Source organism: Agrobacterium sp. B1(2019) (assembly GCF_008274755.1).
Lineage (GTDB): Bacteria > Pseudomonadota > Alphaproteobacteria > Rhizobiales > Rhizobiaceae > Agrobacterium > Agrobacterium salinitolerans.
The window spans coordinates 645,227-660,670 of the sequence record NZ_VTPB01000001.1 but is presented as its reverse complement, the minus strand read 5'-3'; the positions used below and the strand labels follow the sequence as shown (position 1 = coordinate 660,670).

Annotated in this window: 16 protein-coding genes; 8 read left to right on the top strand and 8 right to left on the bottom strand. The window is 55.3% G+C overall.

Annotation, left to right across the window (positions count from 1 at the left end):
- The first annotated feature begins 18 nt into the window (after window positions 1–18).
- The 4 genes from AGR1_RS03185 to AGR1_RS03170 all read left to right on the top strand — a co-directional run bounded on the left by AGR1_RS03185 (window position 19) and on the right by AGR1_RS03170 (window position 2,650).
- Window positions 19–657, top strand: a complete 639-nt coding sequence (locus tag AGR1_RS03185; RefSeq protein ID WP_108082186.1) for a TetR/AcrR family transcriptional regulator — start codon at window positions 19–21, stop codon at window positions 655–657.
- Window positions 658–1,540: 883 nt separating this feature from the next.
- Window positions 1,541–1,726 carry a hypothetical protein gene (locus AGR1_RS03180; RefSeq protein ID WP_149146154.1) on the top strand — a complete coding sequence of 62 codons (186 nt, stop codon included), beginning with the start codon at window positions 1,541–1,543 and terminating at the stop codon, window positions 1,724–1,726.
- Window positions 1,727–1,912: 186 nt separating this feature from the next.
- Complete coding sequence (locus tag AGR1_RS30085; protein WP_272939412.1) at window positions 1,913–2,113, top strand: SH3 domain-containing protein; 201 nt, start codon at window positions 1,913–1,915, stop codon at window positions 2,111–2,113.
- Between the two features lie 291 nt (window positions 2,114–2,404).
- The gene (locus AGR1_RS03170; protein ID WP_108082183.1) at window positions 2,405–2,650 is read left to right on the top strand and encodes a hypothetical protein; all 246 of its coding nucleotides are present in this window, start codon (window positions 2,405–2,407) and stop codon (window positions 2,648–2,650) included.
- Between the two features lie 803 nt (window positions 2,651–3,453).
- On the opposite strand, the gene AGR1_RS03160 is transcribed toward AGR1_RS03170, so the two are convergent.
- Window positions 3,454–4,425, bottom strand: coding sequence for an oxidoreductase (locus tag AGR1_RS03160; RefSeq protein ID WP_108082181.1), 972 nt, complete (start codon window positions 4,423–4,425; stop codon window positions 3,454–3,456).
- Window positions 4,426–4,522: 97 nt separating this feature from the next.
- On the opposite strand from AGR1_RS03160, the gene AGR1_RS03155 reads away from it, so the two are divergent.
- Window positions 4,523–5,440 carry an AraC family transcriptional regulator gene (locus AGR1_RS03155; RefSeq protein WP_187772030.1) on the top strand — a complete coding sequence of 306 codons (918 nt, stop codon included), beginning with the start codon at window positions 4,523–4,525 and terminating at the stop codon, window positions 5,438–5,440.
- A 196-nt stretch (window positions 5,441–5,636) separates the two neighbouring features.
- Here the strand turns inward: AGR1_RS03155 and hmpA are convergent, their stop codons facing one another.
- Window positions 5,637–6,854 (bottom strand): NO-inducible flavohemoprotein, encoded by a 1,218-nt coding sequence (gene hmpA, locus AGR1_RS03150; RefSeq protein WP_149146152.1) that lies wholly within the window; start codon window positions 6,852–6,854, stop codon window positions 5,637–5,639.
- The gene (locus AGR1_RS29465) at window positions 6,847–7,536 is read right to left on the bottom strand and encodes a DUF1971 domain-containing protein (RefSeq protein ID WP_158273762.1); all 690 of its coding nucleotides are present in this window, start codon (window positions 7,534–7,536) and stop codon (window positions 6,847–6,849) included. Before AGR1_RS29465 ends, hmpA begins: the two co-directional genes overlap by 8 nt.
- Window positions 7,537–7,639: 103 nt before the next feature.
- Here AGR1_RS29465 and AGR1_RS03140 point away from each other — a divergent pair, with 103 nt between their 5' ends.
- Both AGR1_RS03140 and AGR1_RS03135 read left to right on the top strand, forming a co-directional pair.
- Window positions 7,640–8,104, top strand: coding sequence for an Rrf2 family transcriptional regulator (locus AGR1_RS03140; RefSeq protein WP_108082178.1), 465 nt, complete (start codon window positions 7,640–7,642; stop codon window positions 8,102–8,104).
- A 345-nt stretch (window positions 8,105–8,449) separates the two neighbouring features.
- On the top strand, window positions 8,450–8,905 hold the full coding sequence (locus AGR1_RS03135) for a hypothetical protein (RefSeq protein WP_146175696.1): 456 nt from the start codon (window positions 8,450–8,452) through the stop codon (window positions 8,903–8,905).
- A 160-nt stretch (window positions 8,906–9,065) separates the two neighbouring features.
- Here AGR1_RS03135 and AGR1_RS03130 read toward each other — a convergent pair whose 3' ends face one another.
- Window positions 9,066–9,464 carry an EF-hand domain-containing protein gene (locus AGR1_RS03130; RefSeq protein WP_149146151.1) on the bottom strand — a complete coding sequence of 133 codons (399 nt, stop codon included), beginning with the start codon at window positions 9,462–9,464 and terminating at the stop codon, window positions 9,066–9,068.
- 193 nt (window positions 9,465–9,657) lie between these two features.
- Between AGR1_RS03130 and AGR1_RS03125 the strand changes: the two genes are divergently transcribed.
- Window positions 9,658–10,436 (top strand): IS5 family transposase gene (locus tag AGR1_RS03125; protein ID WP_246666603.1). Its coding sequence is split into 2 segments (ribosomal slippage): window positions 9,658–9,984 and window positions 9,987–10,436, totalling 777 coding nucleotides; the frame shifts between segments, so codons are not numbered across the junction.
- A gap of 445 nt (window positions 10,437–10,881) precedes the next feature.
- On the opposite strand, the gene AGR1_RS03120 is transcribed toward AGR1_RS03125, so the two are convergent.
- The 4 genes from AGR1_RS03120 to AGR1_RS03105 all read right to left on the bottom strand — a co-directional run bounded on the left by AGR1_RS03120 (window position 10,882) and on the right by AGR1_RS03105 (window position 15,425).
- Window positions 10,882–11,175 carry a hypothetical protein gene (locus tag AGR1_RS03120; protein WP_149146150.1) on the bottom strand — a complete coding sequence of 98 codons (294 nt, stop codon included), beginning with the start codon at window positions 11,173–11,175 and terminating at the stop codon, window positions 10,882–10,884.
- A gap of 250 nt (window positions 11,176–11,425) precedes the next feature.
- Entirely contained in the window at window positions 11,426–11,998 is a 573-nt protein-coding gene (locus AGR1_RS03115) for a TIGR00730 family Rossman fold protein (protein WP_108082175.1), read from the bottom strand.
- Between the two features lie 11 nt (window positions 11,999–12,009).
- Window positions 12,010–13,314, bottom strand: coding sequence for an FAD binding domain-containing protein (locus AGR1_RS03110; RefSeq protein WP_108082174.1), 1,305 nt, complete (start codon window positions 13,312–13,314; stop codon window positions 12,010–12,012).
- Window positions 13,311–15,425 carry a molybdopterin cofactor-binding domain-containing protein gene (locus AGR1_RS03105; protein ID WP_187772029.1) on the bottom strand — a complete coding sequence of 705 codons (2,115 nt, stop codon included), beginning with the start codon at window positions 15,423–15,425 and terminating at the stop codon, window positions 13,311–13,313. The genes AGR1_RS03110 and AGR1_RS03105 overlap by 4 nt, the downstream gene beginning before the upstream one ends.
- Between the last annotated feature and the right edge of the window lie 19 nt (window positions 15,426–15,444).

Here is a 15,444-nt window from a genome sequence, read left to right as displayed (position 1 = left end):
CTCAAGAGGATGAACAGAATGGATGCGTACCGAGGCAAGAGATTGTCTGCCGCAGAACGGAGGACGGCAATCCTACAGGCCGCTGCCACGGTCTTCTTCGAGCAAGGCTATGCGGCTACGAGTATGGACGCCATTATCGAAAGAGTTGGGGGCTCGAAACGAACCATCTATAGCGAGTTTGGAAATAAGGAGGGACTGTTCACCGCCCTTGTTTCTGAGGGAGCCGATAAAGCACTCGCCGCACTGGCTGTCGAAGAAATCGGTGGCCGTAATTTGCGGGAGACTATGCTGGAATTCGCTCGAAGACTTGTCGAGGTCTATATGTCGCCTACGATGATCGGCGTGTACCGAGCGATCATGGCCGAGGCCTTGCGGTTCCCGGAGCTTGCGAAAGCCTTCTATGATCGTGGCCCAGGTCGCGCCGCCATCCGCCTCGCCGAGGTGCTGGAGGAGGCAAAGAAGCGCGGTGAAATTGACGTTGACGATTGCAGGATGGTTGCCGATCAGTTCGCGGGAATGCTGCGCGATAATATCCACCTTCAAGTTGTTCTCGGCTTGCGCCCACCTCTGAGTCCCAGCGAAACCGAGAGAATGGCACGGTCGATAGTGAGTATATTTCTCGACGGACTTCAAAGCCGGGCGGGAAGGCCTGACTGACCCATATGCCACCGTCGTGAGGTTACCTTTAATGCGTCGTGGGCCCGGGCATCTGGTGTAGGTGCCTTCGGTTCAGCCAAGACTTCTGGCAGGCAGATTTGCGAAATCGCCCGGTTTCTTATCTGCATTTTCCAGTACATGGCGAGAATCGCTTGAGCGTCGTCTACGAGAGTGCTTTTTCCATTTAGGCCCCCTACCCACGGACGTTCGCCTCAGAATAACGGGGCTCGTCAAGAAATATATCTGCGCCTATTGAGCGATCGATATACTTGAACACCAAGATGCTTAGGATCGATGCCACCATTACCGCAATTATGAAGCGCATACTTCTTCCCATTCTTTTCAGGTAGCGTCGTCGTCTTGGCAGCACTTTTACTGTAGACTCGCTCTCTGCAGATTTACCAATAGAGGATCACGTCCCGGAAGACCGGAAATCCATTCTGATTACTGTTGTAAATCTAGTTCAGCCCATGCGATGCAGGAAGCTATACGTTGGTGTTGATTATTATAGGCATCATGTTTCTAATGCGAGCTTCCTACGGGAAACGGACGCGGGGATTTCAAAGCCGATCTATTTGATCGATGCGGCTCAAGTACCTTGCGATTCCGCGCGGTAACGCTGAGAATACACGCGCCTCGTATGTATAAGCGCATTGGGAAACGTGAACGCGATCAGGGCCAGAAAACTGACGATGAGTGATGATGAAGATTTGAGCGAAACCCTGGGGCTCCAGAAGTGCTTTCCGCGAGATCGACCGCGCCATCGGCCATCATTCTGAAGTCGACGGGCCTCGCGAATGAACTCCGAAAGTTTCAAGAGTCGCTTGCACCACTTGGAAGTAGTATAGCGGCTTTCCAGGGAGGAGCTCAGCTTCGAGAGATAATGGTCGACCGTATGAAGGAATTCGAAAACCTTCGTAGCCAGTTCCAACAAGCAGGCAAAAAGTGGTTGGAGATCTTCGACAGCGTAAAGCATGCGACCAGCAACATCAGACCGTTAAGCAAGCCATTTCTCGCTGAATTGCAGATGCCTCAGTTGTCTGCAATCATGCAAAGCCTTCGAGAATGAACCATTATCGCTGTTCTTGCCCTTCTGGTGGCATTCATACCGATTTATCAGGCAGCGATATATCACGAACAGGACGCAGCAGCAGTCGTCAAAACCGATCCAGCAGTCTTAGACCAAGTGGCCAAGCAGGCCGAAATCTTGACCCGAATCGCTAGCCAGCTTCAGGAGGAAAACTCGGAAGTGGCGATGGTGGTTGTTAGACGTAACGCCATACTGCGCCAAGGCCCCTCCAAGTATTCACCCAAGGTTCGCACTCTAATGTCTGGCGACATGGCTGTACTCCTGGATACCGCTGACGGATGGACGAGAGTGGAGGTCGCCGACCCGCTTACCAATATGGTGACTGTCGGCTGGGTGTTCTCGAAGCTCGTCGCACGCGTGGATTGAAGTTAGGTAGTTCGACCACGGCCATAATAGCGCCAGGGATCTTGTGGCCGCATAAAATCTGGAGCAGTTCTAGCGGGACGACTGCTACGCGCTTTTTGTGACTGAAAACAAGAACACCGCTGCTTCGCGAGCTTTGTTCTTTGCTCCCGCGCCTTTTTAGCTTAGTGGCACGCACGTCGGCCTGTGCTTTCGTATAGCTAAGCCCTTGTATAACTCGGAAAAGGCCGCTCCCCGTACGATAGTCTTCTCGTCAATGCAGGAAATGCTTCTTGCCAACCAGGAGACACGAAAATGAAAATCTTCATCAGCGTACTCACCCTCGCCGGGTTGTCGGCAACCTCTGCTTCCGCACTTGAGCCCATCCCGGGCAGCATCACCTACGGTGGCCAACCGCACTCCAGGCTTCAAAAAGCACCGGTCGGAAGCCTCGTTACCCATGACTTCTTCAGCGGCGGCAATCGTTACCGCGAGATCTACCTCATTCAACCCGATCGTTCTCTGAAACTGACCGACCGATCGCAGTCTAGCGATCACTAAAGAAGATGTCAGTCGCCGATGGTGGTTGGCCGAGACGAGCGTCGCGAGAGCGATCCCTCTGAACCAGGCTCATCGAGAGCCGAATCCCATCGATCTCTGCAACTCCACGAGCAGACAGATGTTTGCTCTCCTATCAAAGGAAGTCGTTATGAACATCTGAGCGTAACAGCAGCGGCATTCGGCGTACTGTTTGTGGTTACCACAACCGTAGCTGCTCTCCCGATTGACAGCGGCGATTACTACGAAGGAATCGATCGCAACTCGGCGGCCGACAAAGCGGCAACGCATAGTTTCGGCTATTCCGGATCGATTTTACGCGTCGTGGGCCCCACCCATGTCATGAACCGCAGCCTCACCGACTCGGGGGCTACTACGAGGGAGTGGTGCGTCCAAACTGAGCGGCCTTCGACACAATGAACTATGGCTCGCTCGCAAGTTCGCAACTTGCGGCGGGCCGTCCTAGCAGAAGCCAAGATCATGGATTTTCGCGATCTGGGGCCCTTTTTTACAGCTATTTGCTTCCGATGTCAGATAAAGACTCCGATAAATCACAAGTTCAGGATATGTGGGAAGTGACCGAATATTGCATTCGGGTAGGAATCGACGAAACCCAGCAAAAGCGGTTGGTACAACTGCTCGGCCGATATGCGTCGCGTCACGAACTGCAGATGAATGTCCGCCGCCACCTCCGCCCCCGTTGAGGCGGAGTGACAAGGTAAAGTCGGCTTCGTCGCGATGTACTTCGGTACAGGCACAATCACAGGGTTCCGTGAGTGTCTGACCTATGGGAATCCCATTCGCGTTCAACCATTTGTAGCGATCATCCTTTCACTGACAGTCCAAAGCCTTTCTGCAGCGGTGTCGTCGACAGCCCATTTATTTACGCCAAAGCGTGACGAGCCGTCCTCGGGCGTCACCGAGGCGACATCGCAGTTCTCGCAATAAACACCTCCTAGACCAGCAAGGCGTGGACTTGTCGCGCACCAAACGGCGGTGGCGGCTCCCTGCTCTGCGTTCTTAAGATCCCGCTCCGGAGCTACGATCGCCCTGCCTTGGTCATCGTAGACATCGAACTCCTTGATCTCGTCCTCAGTGAGATGGCGAGCCAGGGGGCCGAGGACCGTACCGGGGTGAAGCGCGAAAGCTCGTATTCCTTGGCTTTCGCCCCGTTTATCTAGAGCGACGGCAAAAAGCACGTTCGCCGTCTTCGATTGGCCATACGCTACCCACTTGTTATAGGGTCGCCGTTCAAAGTTAATGTCGTCGAAATCGACGGGCGCAATTTGGTGCCCCCCGGACGAAACACTTACAACCCTGGAGCCCTGGGCCTCTGCTAGGGCTGGCCATAGTTTTTTGGTCAGATGGAAATGACCAAGGTGATTAGTCGAGAACTGCGCTTCGTACCCGCGACTATCGCGCATCAGCGGAGTCGCCATGATGCCTGCGCTGTTGATCAGGATATGGAGCGGCCTTTCCGACGCCAGAAACCGCTCAGCAAATGCCTCGATCGAGGCCGCGTTCATCAGGTCAAGCTCATCTACTTCGGTGTTTTCTGTGTTTGCCACCGAAGCTCTCGCTCTCGCGGTATCTCGCGCGGGAATGACGACGTTGGCTCCCGCTTCTGCTAATACACGGGCCGTTACCAGGCCCAATCCGGAGTAACCACCGGTCACGATTGCCGTCTTGCCGGAAAGATTGATACCCTTGGCTACCTCTCGGGCAGTCGTCGCAGCTCCAAAACCGCTGTTTATTGGTGCCTGTTTTAAGTTCGCCATTGCTGTCCTCGCTTTATCTATACTCTCGACTGGACATTACATAGCGACCATGAGACGATCAACGCAGTATCGTCTCAAAAACTATCGCACACGTCTAATGAGTGACTCCCTATCCAACATCCTGGATTTGCTTGAAGCGAAGAGCTATGTTTCTGTCGGACTGAGCGCAGGCGAGAACTGGTCGGTTCTGACCCCATCATTCGATGGTCTCAAGTTCAACGCCATTGTCAAAGGAGAGGCATGGCTTAAGACTGCCGATATGCAGGAAGGGCTCCTGCTGCAGCAGGGTGACTGCTTTATCCTTACCCGGTCCGTCTCTTTTGTCATGGCCAGCGACTTGGATCGCGAGCCCGACCTTGCTTCTGCAGTTTTTGCGAACGTGTCACAGGGTGTTGCCAAGTACGGACTATCTGAGGATTTTCTCGTCATCGGAGGCAAAATGACCATAGACGAGAGCTTAGCGCGGCCGCTTTTGCAGGATCTTCCGACGCTCGTTCACATTCCGGCAGACACACCTGGCTCCAATTCTATCGCGTGGTTGATCGATAAGCTCGCTGGAGAGATTGAACACCCCTTGGCTGGGTCGACTTCTATTCGCTCCCATCTGTTGCACGTGCTAATAGTGGAAGGCTTTCGAGCATTTTTGACTGCTAACCAGCCCATCGGATCCGGCTGGGCCGCAGCGCTGCGCGATCCTCGAATCGACAGGGCCATGGCCGCGCTTCATTCTGAACCAGGCAAGCAATGGACGCTTGTTCAGCTTGCCAACATTGCGGGCATGTCGCGAGCGAACTTCGCCCTACGATTCAAGACTCTCATCGGCACATCTCCGATGGAGTACCTCTCGGAGCTGCGGATGCAGCTTGCGAGCCGAGCTCTGCGGCGAGGCGGCCAGGCGATCGGCAACATCGCGAATGTCCTCGGGTTTAGTTCCGAAAGCGCATTCAGCGCGAGGTTCAAACAGTATTACGGCCACTCGCCTCGCATGCACAGAAAGGCGAATTCTTTGCTTTAATGGGCTTGGCTCGCCGTGTACGTGATCCCATTGCAGGCTTCGGAGCGTAGCGTGATCTTGTTGCCCTGGTACCCTTTCGAGGGTCAGCCACTTCCAAGAAGACAGTGGCCAAGAACAAGACTCCTATCCAGCGGTACCGAATGACCGCCATGGCCGGGGCATTTGGCCCGGCCATGTTCGGATCGAGACATTGATGTTAGGCAGCTTCGAGCTTCTCGTCTGTAGGGCCGAAGAACTCGTAATTTATCCGGCTCTCAGTGACGCCCTCCCGTGTCAAGCCTGAGACCATCGACCGCAAAAATGGTTTAGGGCCACAGAGATAGAAGCGAGCCGTATCAAATGGAGTGTTCGCCCTCAGCCAGTCTATTGTGATGAACCCGTCGAAGTCGTGTGAATAGCCTTTGGCGTCCCGGATATCCGGCTCGCTGTAAAACGTGCGTACTGTGGTACGGCCGTGTTCCTGAGCAATAGATCTGACGTGCGCGTCCATCGCATGGGTGGAGCTGTTCAAAGCGCCGTGGAGAAAATGGACGTCGACCGCGCGACGTTCGGACACGATGGCTTCGAGCATGCTTACCATCGGTGTCAGACCCACTCCTCCCGAAAGCAGCACTACAGGCTCGGCCGCTTCGTTCTCAAGGTAGAAGTCGCCCGTCGGAGGGGTCACCTCTATACGAGTTCCTACGTGCGCATGATCGTGCAGGTAAATTGATCCGCCCTGCCCGTTGGATTCGCGCTTCACGGATATACGGTAGTATTCATCATTAGGGCCGCTCGAAATAGAGTAGTTTCGTTTGATGGCGTAGCCACTCGGCAACCTCAGGCGGACAGTGAGATATTGTCCCGGCAGATGCCTGGCGACGGGCCTTCCATCTTCCGGCTTCAAAATGAAGGAAGTGACGACGTTGCTTTCCTTGATTCTTTCGGCGACGAAGAACGAACGCCACCCTGTCCAACCACCTGTCCGTACCTCCAGCTCCGTCCGGATCTGCTGCTCTCTCCCCTTGAGTATCTCCGCCAGGAACCAATACGCCTCACCCCAGGCCGCCATCACGTCGTCGGTAGCCGCATCTCCGAGGACATCCTCAATCGCTGCCAACAGCGCCCGGGCCACGTACGGGTAATGCTCCGGCAGGATATGATAGCCTATGTGTTTATAGGCGATCCGCTCGACCATCGGCACAAGGGCTTCCAGATTGTCGATGTTACTTGCATAGGCAAGGATCGCCTTCGCCAAAGCGTGAACCTGCGCTCCGCCCTCCCCCTGATTGGAATGGTTGAATAGCTCCCGAATGTGATCGTCCTGAAAGAGTCGCTGGTACATGTTTCGGGTTATTTCAGTCCCGTGGGCGACAAGTGCCGGGACGCTGAGTTTAACAAGTTGGATAGTATTTCGAGACAGTGCGTCAGGCATTGACTTCCCTTTCCGATAAGCTTTCCTGTGGCGGAACGTTGTAAAATTCGATTTGAAAACTGACGGAGCCAAGAAGCTCCAGATGATGGGGCGTCTCCGGCTTGATGAAGGCGGGGGTTTGTGGACCGTGGAGGCTTTGACGCGGCACGCCGCCATCCTCGATGAAGCGGATCAAACCATCATGGACGCGAATGACCCCCCAAGTTCCGGACTTTAGACTGTGCTCAGAGAGAAGCGGCGCAGGAACGCTCTTTTCGTTGAAGTTCGGCGTAATGCGGTAAGGTCGAGTCGGCTGCGACGGCTTGGAACACGCTTCTTCCGGACGACCATGTAGCGCAAGGGAGAGGCGTGCGGCTACCTTTCGCGCCTTCGTCTGCATCTCGATGGCAAGGGTTGGCGGCAACAGATTGTTGGTCGCTTCGGCCCAAAGGTCGAGCCAGCGCGGGAACATCTCGGGCCTGATGCTCTCTGCATGAACCAAATGAAGTGCGACCGGATTTCCTTTGTAGCGTCCTGAGGTAAGCATGAGCGCGGACCAGAAATCAGACAGACGATCCAGGTGCTCGTCCCAGTCCGTCACCACCGAGAATGGTGGCCCCAGCGAAGCATCACGTCTTACTGAATCGTAGAAGCGTTCGAGCACTGCTCGAATCTGTTCCTCCTTAATTTTATCGGTAGGCATCTTTTCGCTCCAAACATGCATCTTATATGCATCTATAATACTAACTCAGAAGATGCTATTGACATGCATGTTTATGTTCAGGACATTTTGACGCAGGCAGGAAATGAAGCTGACGAGATATACCGACTACGCTATGCGCGTGATGATCTTCCTTGCCTCGCGCGACGGCCTCTGCCACATCCGCGAGATTTCGGAAGCGTTTCAAATCTCGCAGAATCACTTGATGAAAGTCGTTCAGGATCTAGCGTCCGCGGGCTTCATCCAGGCTGTTAGGGGAAGGAATGGCGGCATCAAACTGGCCCGCCCTGCCGAAGCAATCAACCTTGGTACACTCCTACGGCACACTGAGGGCCTTTCAGACCTAATCGATTGCAATGGATGTCTGATCGCGCCTGTTTGCGGACTTCCGCTCGTCTTAAACGAAGCTACTCTAGCCTTCGTGTCGGTCTTTGACAAATACACGGTCGGAGACCTGATCAAGCGTAGACGCGACCTTAGACAAATTTTCGGCTATTCGGATTCTGGTGCAGAACGCCGTCGCGTCGACGTGGATGTAGCTGGACTGTAGCATCAGGCTTCGCTTACGAGGGAGGAGGTCCGATCAAACACCTGTTTTGGTTCGATCCAGACGCGTCCGGCGCGTCAACGTGTGAAAGAGGCCGTCCAAGAGCCGATTTCGATTGATGCGGCTTCTAAAACTCTACCTCAACTTCACCAGACCCGCCCAATCTGATGACGCCGCAGCGATACTTGCGCGCCAAGCAGATTACCTGATCTGAGAGAGGCTCAGAACCTTTATAGGTGTACGCAAGTATGCTGGTGCGCTTTAGTCTAGGCGTTAAACATTAGGGCTGACAGACCGCAGGGCTGACGCCCCGCCTCCAACCTTCATTTCGCCCACAAGAGGATGCCCATGTCTTCGCCCGCCACACACCAACACGCCACTAAAATCTCTCAGATGCATGCCGAGGCTCGCAAGAACAGAAGATACGACCTGTCAGAAATGGCGGCTCCCTTCGCGAAATCGAACGATCTTGAACAGTTGAACGTTACCACTCTCAGCCGAACCTCAGGTATCGATCGTCTCGGCGAAGAAGGTCACATCGAAAATTCGTCAGATGCACTTCCCCTCCCAGCCCAGCTGACGAGAAATGAACCATCCGCATTTCGCAATGAAGTGCTTCCCTCCGGTGAGCTTACACTTGACGAGATCCTGAAAGACCCACTTATCGCAATGGTAAATAGAGCAGACTGCGTCACCTGGCACTCTTACGCCCAGTTGATGCGAAGCGCCGCGAGAGTTTTTGCCGGGCGCGTACAACGAAAGCAGATCGAGCGCTGTGGCGTCGAAAGCTCGAACTTCAGTTGACTGATGGCGTCCTTGATCGAAGTCGCCTTGATCAGAACGTCGGACGCCATCATTGTCGAAGCGGGCGAGATTCGGAGCAAAACTGGCCGCCCTCTGAAAGCGAAATCACGGTTCAGTCCAACGTCGCATCGCTCGACTGGTGACGCTGGAGCTGGTTTGTTCAGCCAATCGGTTTCTCGACCGTTCCACGCGCCACGCGGAAGACCGAAGCAAAGGCTTGAGTATACTCCCGCTCGTTCAGTTTGCCCTTGCCGTCCTTGTCGAGCTCGTTCCACGTCTTTTGGACATCTTCGATCTGCGGCTGGTAGCCGTTCGGTCGGCGCTCCATCTTGTTGTCGATGTACTCCTGCCGCGAGACCATTCCATCACCATTGGTGTCGTCGCGGTTGAAGTTGCTCTCCGCCAACTTTGCGAGGAAAGCGGCTGCTACCTCATCGTTAACCGGGGTTCCGCTACTGACCCGAGGCATCGAACTCGCCTGCTCTTCGGGGGAGGCGTCTTTGGATTTGGTTCGGGGCATAAAAAGCTGGTGAATTTCGGAAGCTGATCCGACGCGCATGGAATCTCCTCTTTACTAGCATTGTACCAGTACGACAGAAATCTTGTGTGAGGCTGTACGATCGAGGCTACGCATCCATCGAGATACGTCATTATCTCCGCGCGCAACCTTTGGTTGCTTTCATCCTAGGACGCGTCCCCATAAACGGGGTTCATGTGGCGAGCGGATTATGATTCACTCCCCTTGAAGGGAGATCGTCATGCGCCGTCACGAACTGAGCGACGAAGAATGGGCCGTCATCGAGCCGCTGCTTCCCACCAAGAGCCGTGGAGTGAAACGCGTTGATGACCGCCGGGTGATCAATGGTATCCTTTGGCGGTTTAGGACGGGTTCGTCCTGGCGCGATGTGCCCGAGCGCTATGGCCCGCGAACGACGCTCTACAATCGCTTCTCTCGCTGGCGAAAGGCAGGTGTCTGGGATCAACTTCTTGATGCCGTGTCAAAGCGTTATGCGGGTGACATCGTGATGATCGACAGCTCGTGCGTTCGCGTTCACCAGCACGGTGCCAACGCTAAAAAGGGGGCTCTGCCGATCCTTGCATGGGACGTTCCCGTGGCGGCCTGACCACCAAAATCCATGCGCTCGTGGATGCCGATGGGCGGCCTGTTCGTATGGAGCTGACCGCAGGTCAGGCTGCCGACGCTCCCATGGCGGAAAAGTTGCTGAGCGGATTGCGGCCCGGTGCGACGCTTCTTGCGGACAAGGCTTATGACACCGACGCGATCCGTCGCTTTGCCAAGCAACGGAAATGCTGGGCAAACATTCCCGCCAAGGCCAACCGCAAACAGACCTTCAGCTTCAGCCGCTGGGTCTATCGTCAGCGCAACCACGTCGAGCGTTTTTTCAATCGTATCAAACAGATGCGCGGACTTGCCACAAGATATGACCGCCGGGCCGACAACTATCTGGCAGCACTCAAGCTCGCAGCAATAAGGATATGGATTGCATCATTTAACGAGTCCGCGCCCTAATAGCCCGGCCCCCTTCCCTGCGGCTCGCTCAAGCACCCGCTTCGCTCTCCCCCAACACCGACGAGTGCGGTCCCGTTCGAAGGCGATTTCTAATTGAGCCATCGGGCCGGTGGAAAAGCCGTTTCGGCTGGATGACCGCCAGATCGCGTACCCAGGCATGCCCCGGGGTGTATTCGTTCGATCCGGCACAAAGCTTGCCGTTCCCACGATCAAAGAATTTGTCGAGCCGCTGCGTCAGGCCGTTTCGTGCGCCGAATGGTGGAATTCACCCAGATGAACCCCGGCCAGCGTTCTCCTAGGCTCCGTTCGCATGATTTGCGAGCCGGTGGAAAGCTCTCCATTCCTTCAAAGACGCTACATCGAGGTCCAACGTTTCAATGCGCGTCAAGAATGTGTCGCGACGTAAACCACCCATCTAACTGGGCAAGTGTATCCCAGTATGCCATTAGATTGCGACCCGAGTTCCGTTATACAGTTCGTCTGAACCGTCGTCATCCGGGTCCTGCTCCAAACCCGCCTTCTCATTGGAGACCCAAACCCAGCTCATCACAAATGCGCCATCTTCGCCGCGCGAAACCACAGCGTCCGGATCCACCTCAAGTTCGTCGGCAGTTTCGACCGCATTGAGAAAGGCATCGGCATCAGGATCCGCTGGCTCTCGCAGCTTATCGGCTAGGCGTCCCTCAGGCAGTATTTCCAGGATCCGCTTGATTTCATTGCTTTCGAGTCTAACCCACATTTCGAGCTTCCACAGTGTTGCTTATAGCGTTAACTGTGAGCCTGTCGGCCGCAAGCCACAAAATAGGTACGTTCGCTGTCGACTATGTGAGAGGCTCGGCAAGCGCGAAACGTGGGGCAGAAACTCAACTGTCAAGCACGCCTGTCGATCTGATACGACATCGCACGTCCGAGTCCGTTATCGACCAAGGTCGGGTCGCGTGCAATCGCACTCTCACAACAGGGCTTGCTTCGCTGTTGCCCGGATTAGGTTACGGCCTACCAATCCATTTCGGAGTGACTGGCACATCTGTTGTCATCAGCCTGTCAATCAGCATCTCGGCAGAAGCCTCGCAAAGCAGGATACCACGATGAACCGGTTTCACGAATTGCTCTGTCACCAGACCGTCCAAGAAACCGTTTAGTTGGTCGAAAAATCCGTCTACATTTAGCAGCCCGACCGATTTGCTGTGGAACCCTAGTTGTGACCATGTCCAAACTTCAAAGGCTTCCTCCAGCGTCCCTATTCCGCCGGGCAATACTGCAAAAGCATCAGACAGCTCAGCCATCATGGCCTTCCTCTCGTGCATTGAGTCAACCAGATGCAGCCGGGTCAAACCGCGATGTGCCACTTCTTGACTTGCAAGCTTTCGGGGCAAGACGCCGATGACTTCACCGCCTTCGTTGAGCGCAGCATCGGCGACGGCTCCCATCAAGCCGACAGAAGCACCGCCGTAAACTAACCCGAGACCTTTTTGAGCAATTGTCCGGCCCAAGCTCACGGCAGCGTTCAGGTAGGTTTCCGACCGACCAAAACTTGACCCGGTGAACACACAGATACGCATGAGAAGTTCCTTCACGCAAATTGCAGCAAAGCGTCTGAAAGCAGCCGGACTGCCACTTCGCGTCTATAGATTTCAGTCGAGCGGTGATCGTTGATCGGAGAAATCTCTTTGACGAGAAATTCGCTCGCGCGTTCGAGGTTGGCTTGGTTAATGGCCTTGCCCAAAAGAAAGCTCGTGGTTGTCGGACACATCCTCGGTGTCGGTCCAACAGCACCGAAGGACAGTCGCAGGTACTGGATGACGCCATTTTGTATTTTTATCACCATTCCCAAAGAGACTTTGGAGATGGCCTGAGCACGTCTGGGTCCAACCTTCCGGAAGAACTGGCGAACGTCCGCACCACGAGGCTGACGCGAAATCATGATTCCCGTGATCAACTCCCCTCGGCGAAGCGACGTGCGGCCGGGCCCGGTGACAAAGTCAGCAAGGGACTCGCGGCGCTGATACGCTTGATGGGAAATTTCCAATTCTGCGCCCAGCGCACTCAGCGCGACCAGACCATCACCTGCGGGAGAGGCCGTCGCGATATTCCCAGCTAGTGTACCCACGTTGCGAACTTGGGCGCTGGCGACAGTGCGCGCGACTTCGACGAGCAACGGCGCTTCCCGCATCACGTCTTCGTTGCAAAGGATATCGGTCCACGTGACGAGCGGACCGATATCCAATCCCTGATCGGAACACCGAATGACGGCCAGACCGGGGTCATCAAGTCTAGTAAGGTCGAGAAACCTTTTATCAACAAGATCATGCTCGTGCCGAACCAAGAGGTCGGTTCCACCGGCAATAGGTATAATGCCGGAATCGGCGGCTAATCGGGAAAGTGCGTAACTAAGCTGCAAGTCGCGCCTGGCGGTAACCACCTGGGGGGGCGTCTTCCGTTCGATCGCGACCGTCTCAAGCGCTTGGCGAATCTTGGCATAGCCGGTGCAGCGACAGAGATTACCTTCAAGAGCGGCATCCAAACTGTCAGGCAAACCGAGTGCCACCTGCCCTGACGCGGCGACAACGATTCCGGGCGTGCAAAATCCGCACTGGACCGCGCCAGCTGTGACCATCGCACGTACCACCTCTCGGCCAATTTCGGTTTCAGCCACAAACTCCACTGTTCGGACATCGCGTCCTTTGGTCGACGATGCCAACTGAAGACAGGCGCATATAGGCTTTCCATCGAGCAGTACCGTGCAAGCCCCGCACTCTCCTTCGCCGCAGCCAAGTTTGGCACCGCTAAGACCAAGCTCGTTTCGTAGCACCTCCAATAAAGTTTGATTGCCTTCGCGCGTTTCATGAACGACGCCATTAACAGTAAACATTGTCATGGCCGCTCTCCTTTCGCGAAAGGAAGGAGAGTTTCGGCACGGATGGGAAACACATCGAAACGCCGACCGGTTAGAGAGGCCAAAGCGTTCGCAATGGCCGCAGCTACGGGTGTCAAACCAACCTCGGCGATACCACGTACTCCAAGCGGATTAGAGTGGCTCGGCGTACTGTGTAGAAACGTGCGCAATTTCGGGGACACGTCTCGGATCGTTGGAATGATGTAACTTGAAAGCCGGTCGTTCAGCACCATTCCGTCCTGAAGCGTAAGTTCTTCGAATAGCGCGAAGCCCAGACCTTGTGCGAAGCCACCCTCGACCTGCCCGCTGACACCATCGGGATTGACCACCCGGCCGGGATCGAGATATGTCTCCGCCTCCTCAACCGTTACTGCTCCTGTGACCGTATCGAGTGCAATGCGCACCAACTGGACGCCATAGGCGTAGTCGATGTGCGGCGCTCCGATAACAAGACGCTGACGCAAGTCAGGCGAGTAATGGGCCGTTTCTTCGATCTCCCCGTTCTCGCCCGCGTCGATCCGTTTCCGCACGGCACGTGCAGCCAGCAACACCGCACTTCCAGTCACCGCAACGGATCTCGAGGCGTTGGTAGACCAAGCGTTCATCTCGTCGGTCGAACCATTTTTCAACCGCACCGCCTTCAACGAGCATCCGAGCGTGTCGGCGGCGATCTGCATGAACGCCGTTAAATTGCCTTCACCCAGATCGGGGGCGGAGCAGTCGAGAGTAAAGCCGCCGTTCTTGTCCCGCCGGATGGAAACCGTTGAACCTAGCTCGACACCCGGCCCAAGACCAAAACCCTGCCATACAAATGCAAATCCGGTTGCGCGCCAGACACTTCCGTTGGTCTTTGGCGGGGTACGAAGAACGCTTTCGCGTGCTCGTTTGGCCAACGCATGTAGGCTCACGTCCGCGGTGACGATATGGCCTGCGCCTGCACGGTCACCCTTCTTCAAGAGATTGTGGCAACGAAACTCGAGCGGGTCCCACTCAAGTTTTCCGGCCAACTCGTCCATCGCCTGCTCTATGCCGAGGATGACCTGCGGATTACCGAATCCGCGAAAAGCGGATGCGTTCCCATTATTCGTATGCACGACCCGTCCGCTTATCTCCGAGGCGGCGAACCTATAGGGGCCCGACGCATGTTCAGCAGCAAGTGTCAGAACGCTGGGTCCGAGAGTACGGTATGCTCCGGTGTCCACCAGGATATCAGCCCGGAAAGCGGTGAGATTGCCAGCAGCGTCGGCCCCAACCTCCACTTCAACTTCGAATCGATGGCGCTTCACCGAAAACGCGATACTTTCGCTCCTATCGTAGGCCATGCGAGCCGGACGACCTGTGTGCGTCAAGACAAGCGCGAGAACTGCTTGGACATTGAGATCCTCCTTTCCTCCGAACGCACCGCCCATGGGCGGGTGCTTCACCCAAATCCGATCCTCCGGCAGATCTAGGATCATTGCCAACTGTGACCTGTCCGCAAAAGGGTTCTGTCCCCCGCATATGATACAGACCCGGCCCTGTTCGTCGTAGAATGCGATGCCTGCCTCTGTTTCCAGATAGGCATGTTCCTGGCGGCCAGTAGCGTAGGCAATTTTCACCACATTCGCCGAAGCGGCCAGTATTGTTGGAGCATCCCCGAATCCAAGGCGCAGCTCCGAACAGAGATTTCCGCCTTCATGAATATGAGGCGCATCATCATCGAGCGCCCTGCGAGGATCGAATAGTGGTGGGAGATCGACATATTTCACCTCGATCTTAGAAAGTGCTGACCGCGCCTGTGCTTCAGTCTCGGCCGCAACGATCGCAATTGCGTCTCCACAGAAACGAACAATTTCTTCACACAGCACCGGCTGATCAGGCGTCACGAGACCAAACCTGTTGATGCCCGGAATGTCGCGTCCGGTAAGGACACAAGCCACTCCTGTCGAAGAAAGCGCATCCTTCACTTCGATTGCAGCCAACCGCGCGTGCGGCCGAGGACTTCGTAGAACCTTGACGTGAAGCATGCCCGGCAGAGATAAATCTGAGGGATAGCGAAATGCGCCACGCGCTTTGTCATAGGCATCCCATTTGACGACGGATTGTCCGATCATACTCATGGTCTCCATGCAT